The organism is Streptomyces sp. NPDC006602, assembly GCF_042870385.1.
Classification (GTDB): domain Bacteria; phylum Actinomycetota; class Actinomycetes; order Streptomycetales; family Streptomycetaceae; genus Streptomyces.
Genome location: NZ_JBIAHG010000036.1, coordinates 35,394 through 53,146, shown reverse-complemented (window position 1 = coordinate 53,146; position 17,753 = coordinate 35,394). Strand labels below are relative to the sequence as shown.

21 protein-coding genes are annotated in these 17,753 nt (G+C 68.7%); 10 read left to right on the top strand and 11 right to left on the bottom strand.

Annotated elements, in window-relative coordinates; all coding sequences use genetic code 11:
* Positions 1 to 79 precede the first annotated feature (79 nt).
* The 3 genes from lpdA to ACFYO2_RS42195 all read left to right on the top strand — a co-directional run bounded on the left by lpdA (position 80) and on the right by ACFYO2_RS42195 (position 3,715).
* The gene (gene lpdA / locus ACFYO2_RS42205) at positions 80 to 1,480 is read left to right on the top strand and encodes a dihydrolipoyl dehydrogenase (RefSeq protein ID WP_388360737.1); all 1,401 of its coding nucleotides are present in this window, start codon (positions 80 to 82) and stop codon (positions 1,478 to 1,480) included.
* 67 nt (positions 1,481 to 1,547) lie between these two features.
* Positions 1,548 to 2,267, top strand: a complete 720-nt coding sequence (locus ACFYO2_RS42200; RefSeq protein ID WP_388360735.1) for a hypothetical protein — start codon at positions 1,548 to 1,550, stop codon at positions 2,265 to 2,267.
* Positions 2,268 to 2,368: 101 nt separating this feature from the next.
* The gene (locus ACFYO2_RS42195) at positions 2,369 to 3,715 is read left to right on the top strand and encodes an FAD-dependent oxidoreductase (RefSeq protein ID WP_388360732.1); all 1,347 of its coding nucleotides are present in this window, start codon (positions 2,369 to 2,371) and stop codon (positions 3,713 to 3,715) included.
* A 26-nt stretch (positions 3,716 to 3,741) separates the two neighbouring features.
* Here ACFYO2_RS42195 and ACFYO2_RS42190 read toward each other — a convergent pair whose 3' ends face one another.
* On the bottom strand, positions 3,742 to 4,776 hold the full coding sequence (locus ACFYO2_RS42190) for a GlxA family transcriptional regulator (protein ID WP_388360729.1): 1,035 nt from the start codon (positions 4,774 to 4,776) through the stop codon (positions 3,742 to 3,744).
* 70 nt (positions 4,777 to 4,846) lie between these two features.
* Here ACFYO2_RS42190 and ACFYO2_RS42185 point away from each other — a divergent pair, with 70 nt between their 5' ends.
* Entirely contained in the window at positions 4,847 to 5,800 is a 954-nt protein-coding gene (locus ACFYO2_RS42185) for an NADP-dependent oxidoreductase (protein WP_388360726.1), read from the top strand.
* A gap of 88 nt (positions 5,801 to 5,888) precedes the next feature.
* Here the strand turns inward: ACFYO2_RS42185 and ACFYO2_RS42180 are convergent, their stop codons facing one another.
* Positions 5,889 to 6,173 (bottom strand): WhiB family transcriptional regulator, encoded by a 285-nt coding sequence (locus tag ACFYO2_RS42180; RefSeq protein WP_388360723.1) that lies wholly within the window; start codon positions 6,171 to 6,173, stop codon positions 5,889 to 5,891.
* A 396-nt stretch (positions 6,174 to 6,569) separates the two neighbouring features.
* Between ACFYO2_RS42180 and ACFYO2_RS42175 the strand changes: the two genes are divergently transcribed.
* Positions 6,570 to 7,421 (top strand): MBL fold metallo-hydrolase, encoded by an 852-nt coding sequence (locus ACFYO2_RS42175; RefSeq protein ID WP_388360720.1) that lies wholly within the window; start codon positions 6,570 to 6,572, stop codon positions 7,419 to 7,421.
* Between the two features lie 254 nt (positions 7,422 to 7,675).
* On the opposite strand, the gene ACFYO2_RS42170 is transcribed toward ACFYO2_RS42175, so the two are convergent.
* The gene (locus ACFYO2_RS42170) at positions 7,676 to 8,353 is read right to left on the bottom strand and encodes an FMN-dependent NADH-azoreductase (RefSeq protein WP_388360717.1); all 678 of its coding nucleotides are present in this window, start codon (positions 8,351 to 8,353) and stop codon (positions 7,676 to 7,678) included.
* Positions 8,354 to 8,479: 126 nt separating this feature from the next.
* Between ACFYO2_RS42170 and ACFYO2_RS42165 the strand changes: the two genes are divergently transcribed.
* Together ACFYO2_RS42165 and ACFYO2_RS42160 are read left to right on the top strand one after the other, a co-directional pair.
* The gene (locus ACFYO2_RS42165) at positions 8,480 to 9,412 is read left to right on the top strand and encodes a LysR family transcriptional regulator (protein ID WP_388360714.1); all 933 of its coding nucleotides are present in this window, start codon (positions 8,480 to 8,482) and stop codon (positions 9,410 to 9,412) included.
* Positions 9,360 to 9,743, top strand: coding sequence for a transposase (locus ACFYO2_RS42160; RefSeq protein WP_388360711.1), 384 nt, complete (start codon positions 9,360 to 9,362; stop codon positions 9,741 to 9,743). The genes ACFYO2_RS42165 and ACFYO2_RS42160 overlap by 53 nt, the downstream gene beginning before the upstream one ends.
* A 20-nt stretch (positions 9,744 to 9,763) precedes the next feature.
* Here ACFYO2_RS42160 and ACFYO2_RS42155 read toward each other — a convergent pair whose 3' ends face one another.
* Positions 9,764 to 10,090 (bottom strand): hypothetical protein, encoded by a 327-nt coding sequence (locus ACFYO2_RS42155; RefSeq protein WP_388360708.1) that lies wholly within the window; start codon positions 10,088 to 10,090, stop codon positions 9,764 to 9,766.
* A gap of 340 nt (positions 10,091 to 10,430) precedes the next feature.
* The gene (locus ACFYO2_RS42150) at positions 10,431 to 10,553 is read right to left on the bottom strand and encodes a dihydropteroate synthase (RefSeq protein WP_388360784.1); all 123 of its coding nucleotides are present in this window, start codon (positions 10,551 to 10,553) and stop codon (positions 10,431 to 10,433) included.
* Here ACFYO2_RS42150 and ACFYO2_RS42145 point away from each other — a divergent pair.
* A complete protein-coding gene (locus tag ACFYO2_RS42145; protein WP_388360705.1) occupies positions 10,534 to 10,716 on the top strand; it encodes a hypothetical protein in 183 nt (60 codons plus the stop codon). The genes ACFYO2_RS42150 and ACFYO2_RS42145 overlap by 20 nt on opposite strands.
* Positions 10,717 to 10,761: 45 nt before the next feature.
* Here ACFYO2_RS42145 and ACFYO2_RS42140 read toward each other — a convergent pair whose 3' ends face one another.
* From ACFYO2_RS42140 to ACFYO2_RS42115, 6 genes are read right to left on the bottom strand one after another with little or no spacing between them, the layout of a single operon-like run.
* Positions 10,762 to 11,805 (bottom strand): LLM class flavin-dependent oxidoreductase, encoded by a 1,044-nt coding sequence (locus tag ACFYO2_RS42140; RefSeq protein ID WP_388360702.1) that lies wholly within the window; start codon positions 11,803 to 11,805, stop codon positions 10,762 to 10,764.
* The gene (locus ACFYO2_RS42135; protein ID WP_388360699.1) at positions 11,802 to 12,086 is read right to left on the bottom strand and encodes a 4-oxalocrotonate tautomerase family protein; all 285 of its coding nucleotides are present in this window, start codon (positions 12,084 to 12,086) and stop codon (positions 11,802 to 11,804) included. Before ACFYO2_RS42135 ends, ACFYO2_RS42140 begins: the two co-directional genes overlap by 4 nt.
* A gap of 6 nt (positions 12,087 to 12,092) precedes the next feature.
* Positions 12,093 to 13,580: an aldehyde dehydrogenase gene (locus ACFYO2_RS42130; protein ID WP_388360696.1), complete on the bottom strand. Its 1,488-nt coding sequence runs from the start codon at positions 13,578 to 13,580 to the stop codon at positions 12,093 to 12,095.
* Positions 13,573 to 14,304, bottom strand: coding sequence for an alpha/beta fold hydrolase (locus tag ACFYO2_RS42125; protein ID WP_388360693.1), 732 nt, complete (start codon positions 14,302 to 14,304; stop codon positions 13,573 to 13,575). Before ACFYO2_RS42125 ends, ACFYO2_RS42130 begins: the two co-directional genes overlap by 8 nt.
* A gap of 6 nt (positions 14,305 to 14,310) precedes the next feature.
* Complete coding sequence (locus ACFYO2_RS42120; RefSeq protein ID WP_388360690.1) at positions 14,311 to 14,862, bottom strand: amino acid synthesis family protein; 552 nt, start codon at positions 14,860 to 14,862, stop codon at positions 14,311 to 14,313.
* Entirely contained in the window at positions 14,859 to 15,473 is a 615-nt protein-coding gene (locus ACFYO2_RS42115; RefSeq protein ID WP_388360687.1) for an amino acid synthesis family protein, read from the bottom strand. The genes ACFYO2_RS42120 and ACFYO2_RS42115 overlap by 4 nt, the downstream gene beginning before the upstream one ends.
* Before the next feature lie 253 nt (positions 15,474 to 15,726).
* Here ACFYO2_RS42115 and ACFYO2_RS42110 point away from each other — a divergent pair, with 253 nt between their 5' ends.
* Together ACFYO2_RS42110 and ACFYO2_RS42105 are read left to right on the top strand one after the other, a co-directional pair.
* Positions 15,727 to 17,331 carry a BCCT family transporter gene (locus tag ACFYO2_RS42110; RefSeq protein WP_388360684.1) on the top strand — a complete coding sequence of 535 codons (1,605 nt, stop codon included), beginning with the start codon at positions 15,727 to 15,729 and terminating at the stop codon, positions 17,329 to 17,331.
* Complete coding sequence (locus ACFYO2_RS42105; RefSeq protein ID WP_388360681.1) at positions 17,318 to 17,740, top strand: ester cyclase; 423 nt, start codon at positions 17,318 to 17,320, stop codon at positions 17,738 to 17,740. The genes ACFYO2_RS42110 and ACFYO2_RS42105 overlap by 14 nt, the downstream gene beginning before the upstream one ends.
* Positions 17,741 to 17,753 lie beyond the last annotated feature (13 nt).

Sequence of the window (17,753 nt, the reverse complement as noted above, 5' to 3'; positions counted from 1 at the left end):
AGGCAGGCCGGGCGGGCGCGCGACGGCCCACGGTCCCCGTGATCCACCGCATTCCACGTATCAAGAAACAGGATTTCTCATGAGCGCACACTATGACGTCGTCGTCCTGGGCGCCGGGCCCGGTGGATACACGGCCGCGGTGCGCGCGGCCCAACTGGGGCTACGTACCGCGGTGGTGGAGGAGCGCTACTGGGGCGGCGTCTGCCTCAACATCGGCTGCATCCCGGCCAAGGCACTGCTGCGCAACGCCGAACTGGCGCACACGTTCACCCATGAGGCCAAGACCTTCGGCATCGAGGTCGAGGGCCAGGTGCGCTTCGATTACGGCGAGGCGTTCCGGCGCAGTCGCCGGGTCGCCGACGGCCGGGCCAAGGGCGTCAACTACCTCATGCGGAAGAACAAGATCACGCAGTATCTCGGGCGTGGTCGCTTCACCGACGCCCATACCCTCACGGTGACGGGCGCCGACGGCACCGCGGAGACGGTCTCCTTCGACCACTGCGTCATCGCCACGGGAGCCACCGCCAAACTGCTGCCCGGCACCCGGCGGAGCGAGCGGGTGGTGACCTTCGAGGAGCAGATCCTCGTCGAGGAACTGCCCAGCAGCATCATCATCGCCGGCGCCGGTGCGATCGGCGTCGAGTTCGCGTACATACTCCACACCTACGGCGTCCAGGTCACCGTCGTCGAGTTCGCGGACCGGCCGGCGCCCCTGGAGGACGAGGAGATCTCCGCGGAGCTGGCCCGGCAGTACCGGCGCCTCGGCATCCAGGTGCTCACCTCCACCCGCGTGGAGTCGATCCAGGAGGACGGCGGCACGGTACGGGTGACGGTCTCCCGCGACGGGCAGCGGCAGGTCCTGGAAGCCGACAAGGTGCTGCAGGCCCTCGGCTTCCAGCCGAACGTGACTGGCTACGGGCTGGAGAACACCGGGGTGCGGCTCACCGAGGGAGGCGCCATCGACGTCGACGGCCGGCTGCGCACGAGTGTTCCGCACATCTTCGCGATCGGCGATGTGACGGCCGAGCTGATGCTGGCGCATGCCGCCGAGTCGATGGGCATCGTGGCGGCGGAGACCATCGGCGGGGCGGAGACGATGGAACTCGACTACGTCATGATCCCGCGCGTCACCTTCTGCAAGCCGCAGATCGCGAGCTTCGGCTGGACGGAGGCGCAGGCCCGCGAGCGCGGTTTCGACGTGCGTGTCGCGAAGTTCCCGTTCACCGCGAACGGCAAGGCCCAGGGGCTCGGCGACCCGGCCGGCTTCGTCAAGATCATCAGCGACGGTGTCCACGGTGAGCTGCTGGGCGCACATCTCATCGGCGCGGAGGTGGCGGAGTTGCTGCCGGAGCTGACGCTGGCTCAGCAGTGGGACTTGACCGTCCACGAGGTGGCGCGCAACGTGCACGCCCACCCCACGCTCGGTGAGTCGGTCAAGGAAGCTATCCACGGCCTGGCCGGCCACATGATCAATCTGTGACAGGTGTCGCTGTCCCAACACCGAGAGGACACCGACAAAACACCTCAAGGAACGTAGGAGCACAAACATGAGTGATCTCGTCGAACTGGCACTGGAAGCACATGGTGGGCTGGATCGGTTCCGCCGCTTCTCGACTCTGACCGCCAAGCTGCATCAGGGCGGCGTCCTGTGGGGCCTCAAGGGCAAGCCCACGGTTCTGGAGGACTGCAACGTCCGGGTCGACCTGAAGCAGGAGCGGGTCTCCCACTGGCCGTTCGCGCCGACCCGGAACCACTCCGTCTTCGGTCCGGACCGCGTCACGATCGAGACCCCGGACGGAGAGGTCGTCGAAGAGCTGAACGAACCCCGCGCCTCGTTCCAGGGCTACGAGATGGAGACCCCCTGGAGCGATGCGCAGGTCGCGTACTTCAGCGGGTACACGATGTGGACCTATCTGACCTCGCCGTTCATCCTCAAGCAGCCGGGTGTGACGGCCGAGGAGATCGAACCCTGGCAGGAGAACGGCGAGGAGTGGCGGCGGCTGCGGGTCGAGTTCCCGGACGCCATCGCCACGCACAGCAAGATCCAGACCTACTACTTCAACGCGAGCGGACTCCTGGTCCGGCACGACTACGAAGTGGACATCCAGGGAAGCAACCCCGCGGCCCGGTACCTCCTCGACCCGGTCGAGGTCCAGGGAATCACGCTGCCGTCGAAACTGCGCATCTACCCGCGCCAGCCCGATAACACCCCCGCGCCGGAGCCGCTGATCGTCTCCGTCGATCTGTCCGACTACCGCTTCGCGTAAGCACCGGCCCGGAGAAAAGCGTGTCAGCCTCACCGATAACCGTGTTTCAACGCCTCAGTGCCTCGCGGGCGCCCGCCGAGACCCCCGCACTCTTCGGTACCGTGCACGTACTGGGAGCGGGGATCGGTGGGCTGTTCGCCGCTCGGGTCCTCTCCGACCACGCCGAGCGGGTCGTCGTGATCGACCCTGACGCGAGGGAATGGGACACGAGTGGTGCGTCGCGCCCCGGTGTCCCTCAAGGTTCGCAGGTCCACACGCTGATGCCGGGCGGCCTGCGGCAACTGGAGCGCTGGTATCCGGGCGTCGTCCATCAGGCCGAGGCCCGGGGAGCGGTGTTGCCGGGCCCGGACCGGAGCGCGTCGTACGTGGACGGGATCGGGCAGGTCAGCACGCCCAATGTGAACCCGCTCAGCTCCAGCCGTCCCCTCCTCGAGGGGCTCGTACGCGAGCGGACCCTCCGCCTGCCGAACGTGGAGACGGCCGCCGGCCGCGCGATGGGCCTGGTCTGCGACCGTGAACGCGTCGCCGCGGTCAGGTACGCGACCGCGGCGGGCGAGCTGGTACAAGCCACCGACTTCGTCGTGGACGCCACCGGCCGCGGCAGCCGGATCGCCGACTGGCTGGAGGCGGGGGAGTGGCCCCGGCCGAGGCTGGAACGGCTCGACGTCGACGTCCGCTATGTGACGGCTCATTTCCGGCGCTCACCCGACTGGACCGGTCCGCTCAGCGGCATCACACGCTTCAGCCCGCGGGCCACGTCCGCACGGTTCGCCGGAGCGGCGGTGAACGCCGTCGAGGATCAGCGCTGGGCCGTCATGCTGGCTTCCTACGGCGACGACCCGCAGGTGCTGGACGCCGAGGGCTTCAGGGCCCGGTGCGACGAGCTGCAGCCGGTCTACCAGGAAGCCGCGAAGGGCCGGCTGATCGGCGGCCTCGTCCCCTTTCGGCACCCCGACAACCGGTGGCGCCACTTCGAGGACCTCGACCGCTTCCCCGCGCGCCTGGCGGTGACCGGGGAGGCTGTGGCGTCGTTCAACCCGGTCTACGGCCAGGGCATGAGCTCCGCGATGCTGCACGCTTCGTGCCTGTCGGAGTACCTGCGCGGTGAGCCGGACCTCACGACCCCGGCCCGGCACTTCTTCGAACTCCAGCATGTCGTGGTCGCCGCCGCATGGCAGACATCGACGACCGCGGATGCCGCGCGTTTGGGCCTGGGCAGACAGCAGAACACCCCGGCGCAGCGACGTACCGCCTGGGCGACCCGGCAGATCATGGCCGCGGCCGTCCACGACCGCGAGGTGGCCACGGCCTTCCGTGACGTGAGCTTCATGCTCGCGCATCCGGCGACTCTGCTCGCGCCCGACCTGGTACGAGCCGCAGCGCGAGCCAGCGGAGTGCCGAACGGGGAGTACGACGACGAGTACGGGCCCGTCGGCGACCCGGTCTGAGCGCCGGCCCGCTGGCGGCGTGACACTCACGCCGCCCCCTCAGCCGGCCGCGGTCGTGACCTCGGTGTCCCTCGCTCGGGGGAGCGCACCGAAGCCTGAAAGGTGCGGCGGTAGGCGACGGGGGAGACACCCAGTTCGGCGTTCATGAGCTGGCGCAGTGAGGCGGACGTGGCGAAACCGACTTCGGTGGCGATCTGGTCGACGGTCATGCTGCTCGTCTCCAGTAGCTGACGCGCGCGTTCGAGGCGGCGCCGGATGAGCCACTGACGAGGTGTCACCCCGGTCTCGTCGCGGAACCGGCGACTGAAGGTGCGCAGACTCATGTGGGCGTGCCGGGCCAGTTGAGGCACGTCCAGGGGTTCACCGAGGCGCTGCAGCGCCCATTGGCGGGTGGCCGAGGTGGAGGTCGAGTCGTCCTCGGGTATGGGACGCTCGATGTACTGAGCCTGACCGCCTTCACGGAAGGGCGGTACCACGCAGCGTCGCGCGGCGCTGTTCGCCAGACGGGTCCCGTGGTCGGTGCGGATCAGATGCAGGCACAGGTCGATGCCGGAGGCCGCTCCCGCGGAGGTCAGGACATCGCCGTCGTCGACGAACAGAACACCTTCGTCGAGGCGGATGTGCGGGTACCACTTGCGGAACAGGGGCGCGCACTCCCAGTGCGTGGTGGCGGGGCGGTGGTCGAGGAGCCCGGCCGCGGCCAGGATGAACCCGCCCGTGCAGATGGAGGCGATGCGGGCGCCCGGGGCGGCGCGCGCGAGGGCGGCCGCGGTGTCGCTCGGCAGTTCTCGGGTCAGCACGCGCGGGTCGACCGGCGCGACGATGATCGTGCCTGCGGTCTCCAGCACCTGCGGGCCGTGGTCCGGCGTGAGAGTGAACCCGCCGTTGGTGCGCACCGGGCCGCCGTCCACGGTCGTCATGACGATGTCGTAGCGGCCGTCGGCGGCACCGAGGATGCGCGCCGGGACACCCAGCTCGAAGGGGTAAGCCCCGTGCAGGGCGAGAACCACGACCCGGTGCGGCGCCCGGACGGCCGCCGGTGAGGTCTGCGCAGCAATCATGGCCGAATTCTATCGACTAATGACCTCTCTGCCACGGACGGATGCCGCTGTGGAACGCACCATGGTGTGCATGAACGAAACCACCCAGGAGACCCCGACCATGCGGGTCATCAGTCAGGACGCGCACGGCGGACCCGAGGTCCTGAAGTCCGTCATCGCGGCCCGCCCCACCCCCGGCCTGGGCCAGATTTTCGTGCGGGTGCACGCCACGAGCGTGAACCCGGTCGACATCATGAACCGGACGGCGGGCGTCTTCATCGGCAAGCCGCCCGCCGTGCTCGGCTACGACATCTCGGGCACCGTCGAGGCCGTCGGACCCGGTGTGACGGTTCACCAGGTCGGCGACGAGGTCTTCGGCATGCTGCCGTTCCCGCACGGCCACGGCTCCTACGCCGAGTATGTGGTCGCCCCGGCCCGCCCCTTCGTCCGCAAGCCGGAGCGCCTTGATCACATACAGGCCGCGGCTCTGCCCATGGCCGGCCTCACCGCGTGGCAGTCCCTGGTGGAGACTGCCCGGATCGGCGAAGGCAGCCGTGTGCTGGTCAACGGCGCCGCCGGTGGCGTGGGCCACCTGGCGATCCAGATCGCCAAGGCGCGCGGCGCGTACGTCATCGCCGTGGCCGCCGGCTCCAACGCCGAGTTCGTCCGCGGACTCGGCGCGGACGAGGTGATCGACTACACGACCACCGGTATCACGGACGCCACCGCCGACCTCGACGCCGTCCTGGAGACCATCGGGGGCGACTATCCCGCCCAGGCCGTCGGCATCCTGAAGCCCGGCGGCATCCTGGTCTCCACGCTGCCGCCCTCCCTTGCTCCCGCGGTGGCCGCTGCCACCGAGCGCGGGGTGCGCCTGGCCGGCCTGTTCGTCGAGGCCGACCGGCTCGGCATGACGGAACTGGCCTCCCTGGCAGCCGACGGCCGCCTCACCCCCGTCGTCGACGCCACGTTCCCCCTGGAGGAGGTCGCCAAGGCGCACGCGACCAAGCCCAGCACCGGCAAGAACGTCCTCGTGGTGTCCTGACCCGACGACCGCTCCGACTGTCTTTCGGAAGCCGTGTCCGAAGTAGCGGGGCGGTCCTTGAGGCACATGTCCTGGGCGGGCCAAGTCATCACGTGTCCCTGACCAGGGAGATCGCGGATGAGAGGGGCCCGGTGTCCCGCTCTCGCGGCGACATCCCACCCCACACCCCGTAGCGCTCCCGGTAATCCATGGCCATGGCGGCGCATTGTTCCTCGCACCCGTGGCAGATTCTGCGGGCGGCCTCCTCCCGCTCCCGACGCTTATGGCCCCGCTCCCCCTGCGGGGAGTAGAACGTCGCGCTGTTCATGCCGCGGCATGCGGCTCGTTCCTGCCAGTCCCAGCGGCTCAGCAACGGCCGCAGTCGTGTTCGCACAGCTCCTGCTCCTTTGTCCCGTGCGCACCTGATCAGCGTCCGAGAGCGCTAGATCTCCTTCGTCGCTATGGTCCTTTTGAGTAGCTCTGTAGGGCATCGGTCAGATGACCGACGTGAAGAGCCCACGGTCGACCGTCGCCACACCTACCGCCGCCCCTGAGTTGGCTCAGCCGTTCACCCCGGAGCCGACACTTGGGCGTCGAGTGTGTCAGGGCAGAAGGGCTGCCCCAATGGCCCGCTCTTTCCCTTGGCCGGTGGGGAGTTGACCGTGATGCGGCAGGATCAGCCGCGGCCGCTAGGAGGCGGGTATCCCGCATATCCCGACCACGCCCGGCTGCGTATCCAGTGCGCACGGCAGTGCACTGTTCGCCTTTTCGATAGGTGAGAGGAACAACGATGACGTCCTTGTCCTATGCCGTACATGTCAGTCCGATGCAACCCCTGGCGTCGGCCGCCCTGCCCCCGCGTCCGGACGGCGGCCCCATGCTGTGGTCTCCCCTGTCCACGACGCTCGTCTACGGGCCGCGTGAGGCCATCCTGGTCGACCCGGGGCTGACAACGGAGCAAGGGGTCGCCGTCGCCAAGTGGGCTGCCGATTTCGGCCGTACGGTCACCGGTATCTACGTCACTCACGCGCACGGCGATCACTGGTACGCGACCGGGCCCGTACGTGAACAGTTCCCGGACGCGCAAGTGTGGGCGACGGCCGAGACGGTCGCGGAGATGGAGCGCACCACCCCCGGGGGTCAGCCCAACCAGTTCTGGAAAGCGGCCTTCCCCGGCCTGATAGGCGACACCCCGGTCATCGCTCGGGCGGTCCCGGACGGTGGTCTGGAGGTCGACGGGGAGCCACTCGTTCCGCACGCGGCCGGACACACCGACACGGAGCACACGACGTTCCTGCATGTGCCGTCGTTGGACCTGGTCGTCAGTGGCGACGTCGTCTACAACCAGGTGCACCAGTACCTGTCCGAGGCTGGCGAACACGGCATCGACACCTGGCTCCGGGCGATCGACGCCGTGGCCGCGGTCAACCCGACCGCCGTTGTGGCCGGACACAAAAATCCTGACCGAGGCGACCCCGCGTCCATCATCAACGACACCCGCGACTACCTGCACGCGGCCGCGGAGGTCTTCTCCGACGCCACCAGCCGGGCGGAGTACTTCGAGACGATGAAGCGAAAGTTCCCGGCGTGGCTGAACCCGGGCATCGCATGGCTGACCGCTGTGGGGCGCTGGGCCGAGTGAGCCCGGCCGCGTCCGCCTGATCCGCGTCAGCGCTCAGGGCGGTGCCGGACGCGGGCTGAACAGAATGCGGGCTCCGGCGGCAGCTCGGTTGCGATCGCCGACGCGTCACGCACGTCGGTTTTCGCCTTGGCCGGATACAGATCGGCGATCCGGCGCCTCACCAGACCCGGCAGAGCCATGCCCTCGACAGGGGGCAACAGTCAGGCCGGGCCCGAAGGCCGGGGGGCTCTCAACAGCCCGGCCGAGCACTTCCGCTAGGCACGCGCGGCCAGCGTACGCGCCCCGTCCATCGCCGCCTCGTACGACGCCGCCGCCATGTCCTGGAACCGCGCGAGCCGAGGTACATGGACCGCCTTGGTCATCTCCGCGTGCAGGAAGGTCAGGTCGTCCTCGGTGACGCCCACCATGCCGAGCGCCGCCCGCAGGTAACGCTCCTGGTGGTCGGAGTCCTGGCGCGGAGTCCCAGGACCGTAGGCGCCGCCGCGCGCGGAGGCCACGACCACCTTCTTGCCGGACAGCGGCCCCCGGCCGGTCTCCGGGTCGATGATCAGAGGTGCTATCAGGATCCGGTCGAACCACGCCTTGAAGGTCGAGGGGACGGAGAAGTTGTACATCGGCACGCCGAGCACGATGGTGTCGGCCGCGAGGAGTTCCTCGACCAGCGGCCAGGTCACCGACCAGCTCGCCACCTCCTCGGGCGTGCGGGCCGCGTCGCGGGCGGCGGCCAAGTCGCGGACGCCCTCGGTCTCCAACCGGTGCATGACGGCGATCTGAGCGGCGTCGATGTGGGGCACGTGGTCGGCGGCGAGGTCGCGATAGACGTACGTCGCCTCCGGGTTGGACTTGCGCCAGGCGGTCGCGAACTCCCCGGAGAGCCGCCGGGAAACCGAGTCGGGACGTGGGCTGGAGTCGAGGTGCAGCAGGGTGGTCATGCGGAGTGCCTTTCCGGGTGCGTGATCACTGCAAGGTCGTTCGCCTTCCATTGAATGCCGCTACCGGACGCATTTCACGTAATCTGGCGTGACGATGATTGGACGGGCGCGTAAGGAAAACTGACGGTGCTGAACGTGCGAAGACTGTTGCTGCTGCGCGAGGTGGAAGCACGCGGTTCCATCGCTGCCGCCGCGCAGGCTCTCAACTACACCCGTTCCGCCGTCTCCCAGCAGTTGACCGTCCTGGAGAACGAGACCGGTACGACTCTGCTGACCCGTGATGGCCGACGAGCCGGGCTCACCGCCGCGGGACACCTACTGGTCCGGCACGCGGAGCGCATCCTCGCCCAACTGGAGACGGCAGAGGCGGAGTTGCGCTCCCAGCAGGGGGAGGTGGCCGGTGAGCTGCGGATCGGCGTACCGCTGCACGAGGGGCCGGCCCTGGTCGCCCCGGCCGCGACACGGCTGCGGACCGAGCACCCCAGGCTGCGGATCACCTTGCACGGCGTGGCGTCCGACGAGGGACGGGACGACGTCCGCCTCGGCAGGCTGGATGTCGCTCTCGCCGCCCGCTACACGCATGTCCCCGTCGCAGATCTTCCTGGCCTGCATGAGGAGGAGCTGCTCAACGACGACATCCGGCTGGCCGTCGCACCGGGGCATCCGTTCGCGGCGAGCGGCGAACCACGGGCGATGGAGGATTTCGCCGACAGTCCCTGGCTGCTGGACCGCACGACCGACCTGGGCCGGCTCGCACTACACCTGTGTGCCGGGGCCGGGTTCCTCCCCGACGTGGTCTGCGACACCGGCGACCTGCAAGCTGTCCTCGGCCTCGTCTCCCTGAACTGGGGCGTCGCGCTGGTCCCCGACCTTGCCCCCGACCGGCCGGGCCACCCCGTCGTCCGGCTCGCCGTACGCGACCGCCGCCTGACCCGCCGTACCTCGCTGGTCGTCCGGGAAGGCACCCTGAACAGCGCGCCGACGGTCGCGCTGCTGTCGGCCCTACGTGAGGCGGCCGGGCATCTGGCGCGCCCCGGCGGGACCGACCGTTTCGGATGAACGCACGCTGCTCAGCGCTTTCTCTGTCGATCAAGCCGACGCTGGCGGGGGTCGACCGCCAGGGCAAAGATTACTGGGACGGCGCGTAGTGGGGTGCCCTTGTCGGTGCCCACAGCGAGGCGACCGACAACGGGGCTTCGTCGTCCTTCCTCGCCGTTGGAAGGTCGAGCGGACGATCGGCTGGTGCATGAGCGCCCGCCGCAACGCACGGGACTACGAACGGCTGCCCCAGCACTCAGAAGCACACCTGAACTGGGCACTCATCACCATGATGACCCGACGCCTGACCCGCAAAAGCCCCCGCACCAGCCAGTGGGCGAAGACCGGGTGACCGAAGCCGGGGAGCATCGCTCAGTCGACCGCGTCGACGAAGCCCATCTTCCGATTCATCGCGATCGCACTCGCGTTGTGCCGTCGGGTGACGCAGCGGCTGGCGGGACCACTACGGCGGGAGAGGTCATCCGCCCGGTCCAGCGGCTGGATCAGCTCAGCTACTACCTGAAACTGACCGAGCGGATCCGCGATCTCGCAGGCCAGGGCATCGGCGCCAGCGGGATCGCCGACCGTCTGGAAACCGAGGGCTTCCGGCCCGCGAAGGGTGGCAAACGGATCTCCGCGGCCACCGTCCGCGACCTCATGCGCCGCCTGGCCTGCCCCGCAGGCCGTGTCCACCGGCACCGTCCCGCAGCACCCGGCGAGGAGCCCGGTCCGGACGAGTGGTGGATCAAGGACCTGGTTGCCGAGCTGGACATGACCACCTCCATCCTCTACGCCTGGATCAACCGCGGCTGGATCACCACCCTCCGGGAGAGCTGCTGGCCCCACCGGCTCATCGCCCACGCCGACCAGCGAGAGCTCTCCGAACTCCGCGAACGTCCGACACGTCCGCCTGGCTGGTACAGCCGCCTTAACCCGCCGCGAACCGCTCAGCAGGCATCGTCCGGACACCCTCGCGGAACCGCCGTACTTGTGCGTCAGCTCCCCGCCTGCTACCTGTACTCCCCTGCCAATAGCCCCGCTACTGAGAGACCGTCAGCACTTGCCGACTCAGGCCGCCGGAGACGGCGTTGACGATGCGCGCACCCGCCTGGAGCCCGGCACACGCCGTCGTGGCGTGCATCGTGTCCACTGACACCGTGATGCCTGCGGCGACGACCGGCGTGATCCTCGCCGCCTCCAGGCGCGGATCGACGCTTGCGGTCGAAGTGGCAGGTGAGGCGGTCGAGGAACCGGCGCATCACGGTAGCGTCGACGGCTTCGGCGAACACCATGAAGGCGCATGCGGCCCTGGTGCTGACCGCTGACATCGTGTTCACCGAGATCGGTTCTTCCTTGGCGACGGCTTCGACTCACTGGAAGGCCGGCATGACTTCCTTGATGAACAGCTCCAGGGACTTGCGCTTCTCCTCGTGCGGCAGGCTGTTGTCGATCCAGAAGCTGTACTCGTCGACGCCGAGTTCCTGATAGGCGCGCAGTCGCTCGATGACCTCGGGCGGGGTGCCGATCATCGCCGTCTTGTGCAGCGACTCCGGTCGGAACTCCGGCCGGTCTTCGAACTTCGCCTCCGGGCTGGGCGGCAGGAAGCCGTTCTGCGGGGTGGTCTTGTTGCCGAACCAGGCGTCGAAGGTTCGGTAGAAGCGGTTGATCGCCTCCGCGGCCGGGCGCCAGCCGTCGGGCTCGTCGGGGGAGTGGACGTGTGTGTGCCGCAGCACCATCAGGTCGGGACGCGGTACCTCGGGGTGGTTCGCCACCGCGGTGTCGAATTTGCGCTTGAGGTCGACGACTTCCTCGTCGCCTTTCATCAACGGGGTGACCATGACGTTGCAGCCCTGGGCTACGGCGAAGTCGTGGGAGGCGGGGTCGCGTGCGGCGATCCACATGGGCGGGGTGGGCTGCTGCACCGGCTTGGGCACACTGGTCGATGTCGGGAACTGCCAGATCTCGCCGTCGTGGGCGTAGTCGCCCTGCCAGAGTGCCCGGACGGCGGGCACGAGCTCACGCAGGTGCTTTCCGCCGTCGGCGGCCGGCAGTCCGTCTGCCAGTCGGTCGAACTCGAACTGGTAGGCGCCGCGGGCGAGTCCGACCTCCATCCGTCCGTTGCTGATGACGTCGAGCAGCGCGCATTCACCGGCGACTCTGAGCGGGTGCCAGAACGGGGCGATGATGGTTCCCGCGCCGAGCCGGATGGTCGAGGTCTTCGCGGCCAGGTGGGCGAGGAGCGGCATCGGGCTGGGGGAGATCGTGTACTCCGTGGCATGGTGCTCGCCGATCCACACGGTGCCGAACCCGCCGGCCTCGGCCATCAGGGCCAGCTCGGAGAGGTTCTCGAAGAGCTGCCGGTGGCTGACCTTCTCGTCCCAGCGCTCCATGTGCACGAACAACGAAAACCTCATGACTGCTCCTCGTCTGCTGCGGTGACCAGGTGGCGGGCAGCGTCCTGGCCGCTGTGCTCGTCGGCGGTCACGCCGGTCTGCCCCGCGCGGGCGGCGTCCATCTCGGTGAGGGTGACGTCACCGGTGGCCCAGTGCGTGCGAGGGACCTCGTGGACGACGACGCGGATGTACTCGGGCAGTGTGTTCGCGGTGCGTAGGACCGCGGCGTGCACCTCGTGGATCAAGTCCCGGATCTGTGCCGGGGTGCGGCCCTCGGCGAGGGTGATGGAGATCTGTGGCATGTCAGCTCAGCTCCGCATCGTGAACGGGTCGGCGACGGGCTCCTCGCTGGTGTTGATCCAGACGCTCTTGAGCCGGGTGTACTCCCTGATCGTCTCGGTGCCGTGTTCGACGCCGACGCCGCTGGTCTTGAAGCCCTGGCGCGGTGACATCGGGGACATGGCCCGGTAGGTGTTGACCCACACGGTGCCGGCGTCCAGGCGCGTGGCCATCCGGTGTGCGCGTGCGAGGTTTGTCGTCCAGACGCCGGCCGCGAGTCCGTAGTCCGTGTCGTTGGCCAGGCGGACGACCTCGTCCTCGGTGTCGAACGGCATGACAGCCAGGACGGGGCCGAAGATCTCCTCGCGGACGACGCGCATGCTGTTGTCGACGTCCACGAGGACGGTCGGCTCGTAGAAGTAGCCGCCGAGGCCACCGTCGGTGGCCCGTCCGCCGGTCAGCACCCGGGCGCCTTCGCCGCGTCCGAGGTCGACGTACCCGGCGACCTTGTCGCGCTGGTCGGCGAAGGCCAGCGGGCCGAGTTCTGTCTTCTCGTCGAGGGGGTCGCCGATGACGATGGTACGGGCGCGCTCCGAGACCCGTTCGAGAAGCTCGTCGTAGACGGACCTCTGCGCGAACACCCGGCTGCCGGCGATACAGGTCTGTCCGGCGGCGGCGAAGATGCCGGCGACGACGCCCATCGCGGCGTTCGGGAGGTTCGCGTCCTCGAAGACGATGTTGGGTGACTTGCCGCCGAGTTCGAGGGTGGAGCCGATGAACCGGCTCGCCGTCGCGGCGGCGATGCGTGCCCCGGTGGCGGTGCTGCCGGTGAAGGAGATCTTCGCGAGGTCGCGGTGGTCGACCAGGGCCTGCCCGGCCTCGGCGCCGAACCCGGTGACGACGTTCACCGCACCCGGCGGGAATCCCGCCTCCAGTGCCAGCTCGGCGAGCCTGAGCACCGTCGCCGAGGTGTGCTCCGAGGGCTTGATCACGACCGTGTTGCCTGCGCAGAGCGCGGGCGCCAGTTTGCTGCTGGTCAACGTCAGCGGGGAGTTCCAGGGGGTGATCGCGCCGACCACGCCGAGGGGCTCCCGGGCCGTGTAGTTGAGTACTTGTCGGTCGGAGGTGGGGATGAAGTCGCCGTGGATCTTGTCGGCCAGTCCGGCGTAGTAGTAGTAATACTCGGGCAGAGTCGCCAGCTGCCCGCGCATCTCGCGCAGCAGCTTGCCGTTGTCCTGCGTCTCCATCCGGGCCAGCTCTTCGGCGTTCTCCGCGATCAGGTCCCCGAGGCGGCGCAGCAGGTGTCCGCGGCGCGTCTGGCTGAGGTCGCGCCAACGCGGGTCTTCGAAGGCCCCCCTCGCGGCGGCCACGGCTCGCTCGATGTCGGCGGCGTTTCCGCGTGCCGCCTGGTAGAGGATCTCGCGCGTGGCCGGGTTGGTGCTCTCGAAGTACTCGCCCGACGCGGGCTCGACCCACGTTCCGCCGATGAAGTGCTGCAACGTGGTGAGGTCAGACATGTGCGCACTCTCCGATGAAGGTGGTGAGGGAGTCGACGAACGCCTCGGGGCGCTCGACGGGCAGCATGTGACGCGCCTGGGGGATGACCACTGCACGGCAGTCGGGAAGCGCCGCGGCGAGCCGGTGGGTCATCTCGGGAGTGGACCCGGGGTCGTTCCCGCCCGTCACCGCCAGCGCGCGTACGGCGATACCGGCCAGGTCCGGGGCTAGTTCGGCGTCCGCCGTGGCGAACACGCGATAGCAGTTGAGGAAGGACCCGACATCGTTGGAGAGCAGCGCGGCCTCGGTTCGGGCCACCCGGTCGGGGTCGACGTCGGTGCCGGCGTACCACCGCTCCAAGGACGCGGCCGCACTCGCCGTGAAGTCGGCCTCCGCGGTGCGCAGCCGGTCGAGTACGGATGCCCGCTCCTCGGCCGTACGCGCGCACACCGAGCTGACCGACGTCAGCGTGGCTACCAGTTCCGGGCGGTGCAGCGCCAGGTGCTGGGCGATGAGGGCCCCGAGCGAGAACCCGACCAGATGCGAGCCCGCCGGAATCTCCTCGACCACCCCGTCGGCCAGGTCCGCGAGGGTCACCCCGTCGTTCACCGGCGGGCGGGGGCCGTGGCCCGGCAGGTCGGGCATGATCACAGTGAAGCGGTCGGCCAGGAGTGCGGCGGTGGGCTCCCACATGGTGTGGTCGAGCCCGACGCCGTGCAGCAGCACCACGGTGGGCTTGGTCATGGATACCTACTGCTCGGTCGAGAGCGGTGCCAGGCGCTGCTGGGGACGCCCCTGGGCGGCAGCGGCGAGGGCGATGACGATCTCGTTCGGGTGCGGGGCGTCGCTGATCCGGACCTCGACGGTCTGGTGGTGCGAACGGATCGTGGCGTCGGTGATGTGCTTGAGCGGGATGTCGAAGACGATGCCTGCGGGCCCGCGCTTCTCGACCGCGGGGAGCAGGGTGGTGGCGTCCGCGGCCTTGCGGAAGTGGTCGCCGAACTTGAGCGTGTGGATCAGTGCCGAGCCGTGCTCGATCTCCCCGTCCAGGCCGACGATGGCCGCCTTGCCGTACGCCTCGGCGGGTGCCTGGAGGGCGTCGAGCACCGCCGGGGCCAGCAGCGCGCCGAGATCGGAGGCGTTGGCGTCGATGCCGGGATTGAGGTCCTCCACGAAGCCCTGACCGGCCCAGGGGTTCTCGATCACCGCTGCGACGACGGCGATGCGGGCGGGGCGGTCGACCGCGCGGCCGCCCTCGGTGCGGATCTCCTCGACGACGGTCACGATCTTGCGAACGTTCATGAGGGGACTACCTCCAGGCTTTCGGTGGTGACGATGGGGTCGGTCATGCGGTCCCCGATGCGGGGGTGCGGGCGCGGCCCCGTCGACGCGGCCGCGATGACGACGATCTCGTCCGCACGCGGGGCGTCTGAGACGCGGGCACTGATGGTCTGGTAGTGGTTGCGCGTCGAGGCCCGTGTCTTGTGCCAGAGCGGGACGACCAGTGTCTCGCCCGCCTCGGCTCGCGTGTCGGCGAAGCAGATGATCGACTCGCCCTGGAGGAACTCCCGCACCAGATTGCCGAAGTACGGGGTGTGGATGAGGGCCCCGGCGTGCTCGATCTCGCCCGCTGTACCGACGATCGCGGCCTTGCCGAACGATTCGATCTCGTCCACGTCTCCCAGGGAGGCGATGAGCCGATCCGTCAGCAGCTTGGCGAGCACCGGGCCGACGCGGGCCTGCTCCCCGGACAGATCGGCCGAGGGGCCGGTGCCCACCCACGGGTTCCGTATGACCGCGGCGACGCTGGCTCGCCGCGCGGGCTGCGCGGGTGCCTCGCCCGCCTCGGTCAGGACGACGTCGCGGTAGACCACGAGCTTGCGGAGACCGATGCTCTCGTCGGGGTGATCCATGCACTCTTGCATGGCACAGGACGATAGGTGTCGCTTCTTGGGTCGGTCAAGAGGTTGAGTTCAGGGCTCCCCCGTAGTCCGTCAGCCTTCCCATCTGTCAGGTAACAGGCTATTAACCTGCGGTTATTAGGGACGCTTAAAGGCGCAGTGTGATTCCCCGCCCCGAACCCTTGACGCTCTATCGGTGACGTGCCTTACTGCTGCTTGTATGCCAGACCAGGTGGCCATAGGGCCCCGGACCCAAGGAGTTCCAATGTCCAGTCACCTTGGAACGGGCGCGGAAACGACGCTCACAACGCCGTCGGAGAGTAGTGGAGAAAGCGCCACCGATGGCACCGGCGCCGACCATGACGGCGGTGGCAGACTCGGTTCCGTTTTCTGGACCTCGCTCGGAATCTCCGCGATCTTCGTGGCTTGGGCGGTGCTCTTCACCGACAACCTGAACAAGGTCACGAACACCTCGCTGAACTGGGTGACGGCCACGTTCGGCTGGTCCTACCTGGTGATCACGCTCGCCATCCTGATCTTCCTGGTGTTCCTGGCCTTCAGTCCCGCCGGCAACATGCGACTGGGCAAGGACGGCGACCGCCCCGAGTTCTCGACGCCGACCTGGTTCGCCATGATCCTCAGCGCGGTCATGGGCATCGGGCTGGTCTCGTACGGTGTCGCCGAACCGATCTCCCACCTGGCGACGCCACCGCACGGTCTCGCCGAGCCGAACACGCCGGCGGCAGCGGTGCGCGCCCTGCAGTACTCCTACTTCGACTGGGGCCTGCAGGCCTGGGCGATCTTCGCCGTCTTCGGCCTGGCCATCGCGTACTCGACCCACCGCAAGGGCCGGCGCACCCTGGTGAGCCAGCTGTTCGAGCCGCTGCTCGGCGACCGCGTGAACGGGCCGATCGGCAAGACGATCGACGTGCTCGCCGTGTTCGCGACGCTCTTCGGCACCACGACCTCCCTCGGCCTGGGGGCTCTCCAGGTCAACAACGGTCTCGGCAGGCTGTGGGGGATGCCGGTCAACAACGTGAGCCAGGTGCTCATCATCGCCGCCGTCACCTCGATCTTCACGCTCTCGGCGGTGACCGGTGTCAGCAAGGGCATCAAGTTCCTGAGCCAGGGCAGCACGCTGCTGGCGATCGCGCTGTTCGTCTTCATGCTGATCGTCGGCCCGGCCGTGTTCATCGCGAACCTGTACATCGAGTCCCTGGGCCAGTGGGCCACCGACTTCTTCCGGATGAGCCTGCAGGGCACCGCCTTCGGCGGACTTGAGTGGATGCAGTGGTGGACCTACTTCATGATGGCCTGGTGGGTCTCCTGGGGCGCCTTCGTCGGCGTCTTCCTGGCCCGTATCTCACGTGGCCGCACCATCCGCGGTTTCATCACGGGCGTACTGGTCGTCCCCAGCGTGGTGTTCTTCACCTGGTTCGCGGTCTTCGGTGGCACGGCGATCCACGTCGACATGTTCGAAGGCGGTGACATCGCCAAGCAGACCGCAGCCGACATCAACAGCGCGTTCTTCGCAACCCTCGACCACTTCCCCCTGGCCGGGGTCACCTCGGTGATCGCGATCATCCTGGTCGTGATGTTCTTCGTCTCCGGCGCGGACGCCAACACCTACGTGCTGTCCATGATGACCTCGGACGGATCGCTCACCCCGCGTCGTTGGGTGCTCATCCTCTGGGGCGTCCTCACCGGTGTCACCGCCGTCGTCCTCATGCTCGCCGGCGGACTGAACGCTCTCCAGAACACGGTCATCGTGACGTCCTTGCCCTTCCTCCTGATCATCGCCGGTCTGACGGTGTCCTTCTGGAAAGAGCTGAGCGCAGACCGAAAGGAGAAGACCGGTGTCACACTCTGACGCCCGTCGTGGGCTCATCGAGAAGGTGTGGGCCGCGACCTGGGGCCAGGGTGACGTCGATGCCCTCGACGCGCTGCTGAGCCCGGCATACCTCCGTCACGGCGGAGACCCGCATCAGGACCTGAACGCCTTCAAGGCCGCGATCGTCTCGACCCGGGCGGCCTTCCCGGACCTGGTCACGACCATCGACGACGTCGTGGTCGAGGGCGACCGGGCCGCGATCCGCTGGCACAGCAGCGGAACCCATGTGAACTCGTTCCTCGGCGTTCCTCCGACTGCCCGGCACGTGGAGGTCAGCGGCGCCACGTTCGCGCGCTTCGAGGGGGACCTGATCGTCGAGGAGCACGTCACGTGGGATCCCCGGGCGCTGCTCTCGGCGCTGGGCGTCATCCGGGTGGGACAGGACTGACGATCAGGATGAC

Bases quoted from the DNA above. Each gene is read 5' to 3' on its own strand.
- lpdA (WP_388360737.1), top strand. From the start codon at position 80: ATGAGCGCACACTATGACGTCGTCGTCCTGGGCGCCGGGCCCGGTGGA.
- ACFYO2_RS42200 (WP_388360735.1), top strand. From the start codon at position 1,548: ATGAGTGATCTCGTCGAACTGGCACTGGAAGCACATGGTGGGCTGGAT.
- ACFYO2_RS42190 (WP_388360729.1), bottom strand. From the start codon at position 4,776: ATGATTGCTGCGCAGACCTCACCGGCGGCCGTCCGGGCGCCGCACCGG.
- ACFYO2_RS42185 (WP_388360726.1), top strand. From the start codon at position 4,847: ATGAACGAAACCACCCAGGAGACCCCGACCATGCGGGTCATCAGTCAG.
- ACFYO2_RS42175 (WP_388360720.1), top strand. From the start codon at position 6,570: ATGACGTCCTTGTCCTATGCCGTACATGTCAGTCCGATGCAACCCCTG.
- ACFYO2_RS42170 (WP_388360717.1), bottom strand. From the start codon at position 8,353: ATGACCACCCTGCTGCACCTCGACTCCAGCCCACGTCCCGACTCGGTT.
- ACFYO2_RS42140 (WP_388360702.1), bottom strand. From the start codon at position 11,805: ATGAGGTTTTCGTTGTTCGTGCACATGGAGCGCTGGGACGAGAAGGTC.
- ACFYO2_RS42135 (WP_388360699.1), bottom strand. From the start codon at position 12,086: ATGCCACAGATCTCCATCACCCTCGCCGAGGGCCGCACCCCGGCACAG.
- ACFYO2_RS42130 (WP_388360696.1), bottom strand. From the start codon at position 13,580: ATGTCTGACCTCACCACGTTGCAGCACTTCATCGGCGGAACGTGGGTC.
- ACFYO2_RS42125 (WP_388360693.1), bottom strand. From the start codon at position 14,304: ATGACCAAGCCCACCGTGGTGCTGCTGCACGGCGTCGGGCTCGACCAC.
- ACFYO2_RS42120 (WP_388360690.1), bottom strand. From the start codon at position 14,862: ATGAACGTTCGCAAGATCGTGACCGTCGTCGAGGAGATCCGCACCGAG.
- ACFYO2_RS42115 (WP_388360687.1), bottom strand. From the start codon at position 15,473: ATGGATCACCCCGACGAGAGCATCGGTCTCCGCAAGCTCGTGGTCTAC.
- ACFYO2_RS42110 (WP_388360684.1), top strand. From the start codon at position 15,727: ATGTCCAGTCACCTTGGAACGGGCGCGGAAACGACGCTCACAACGCCG.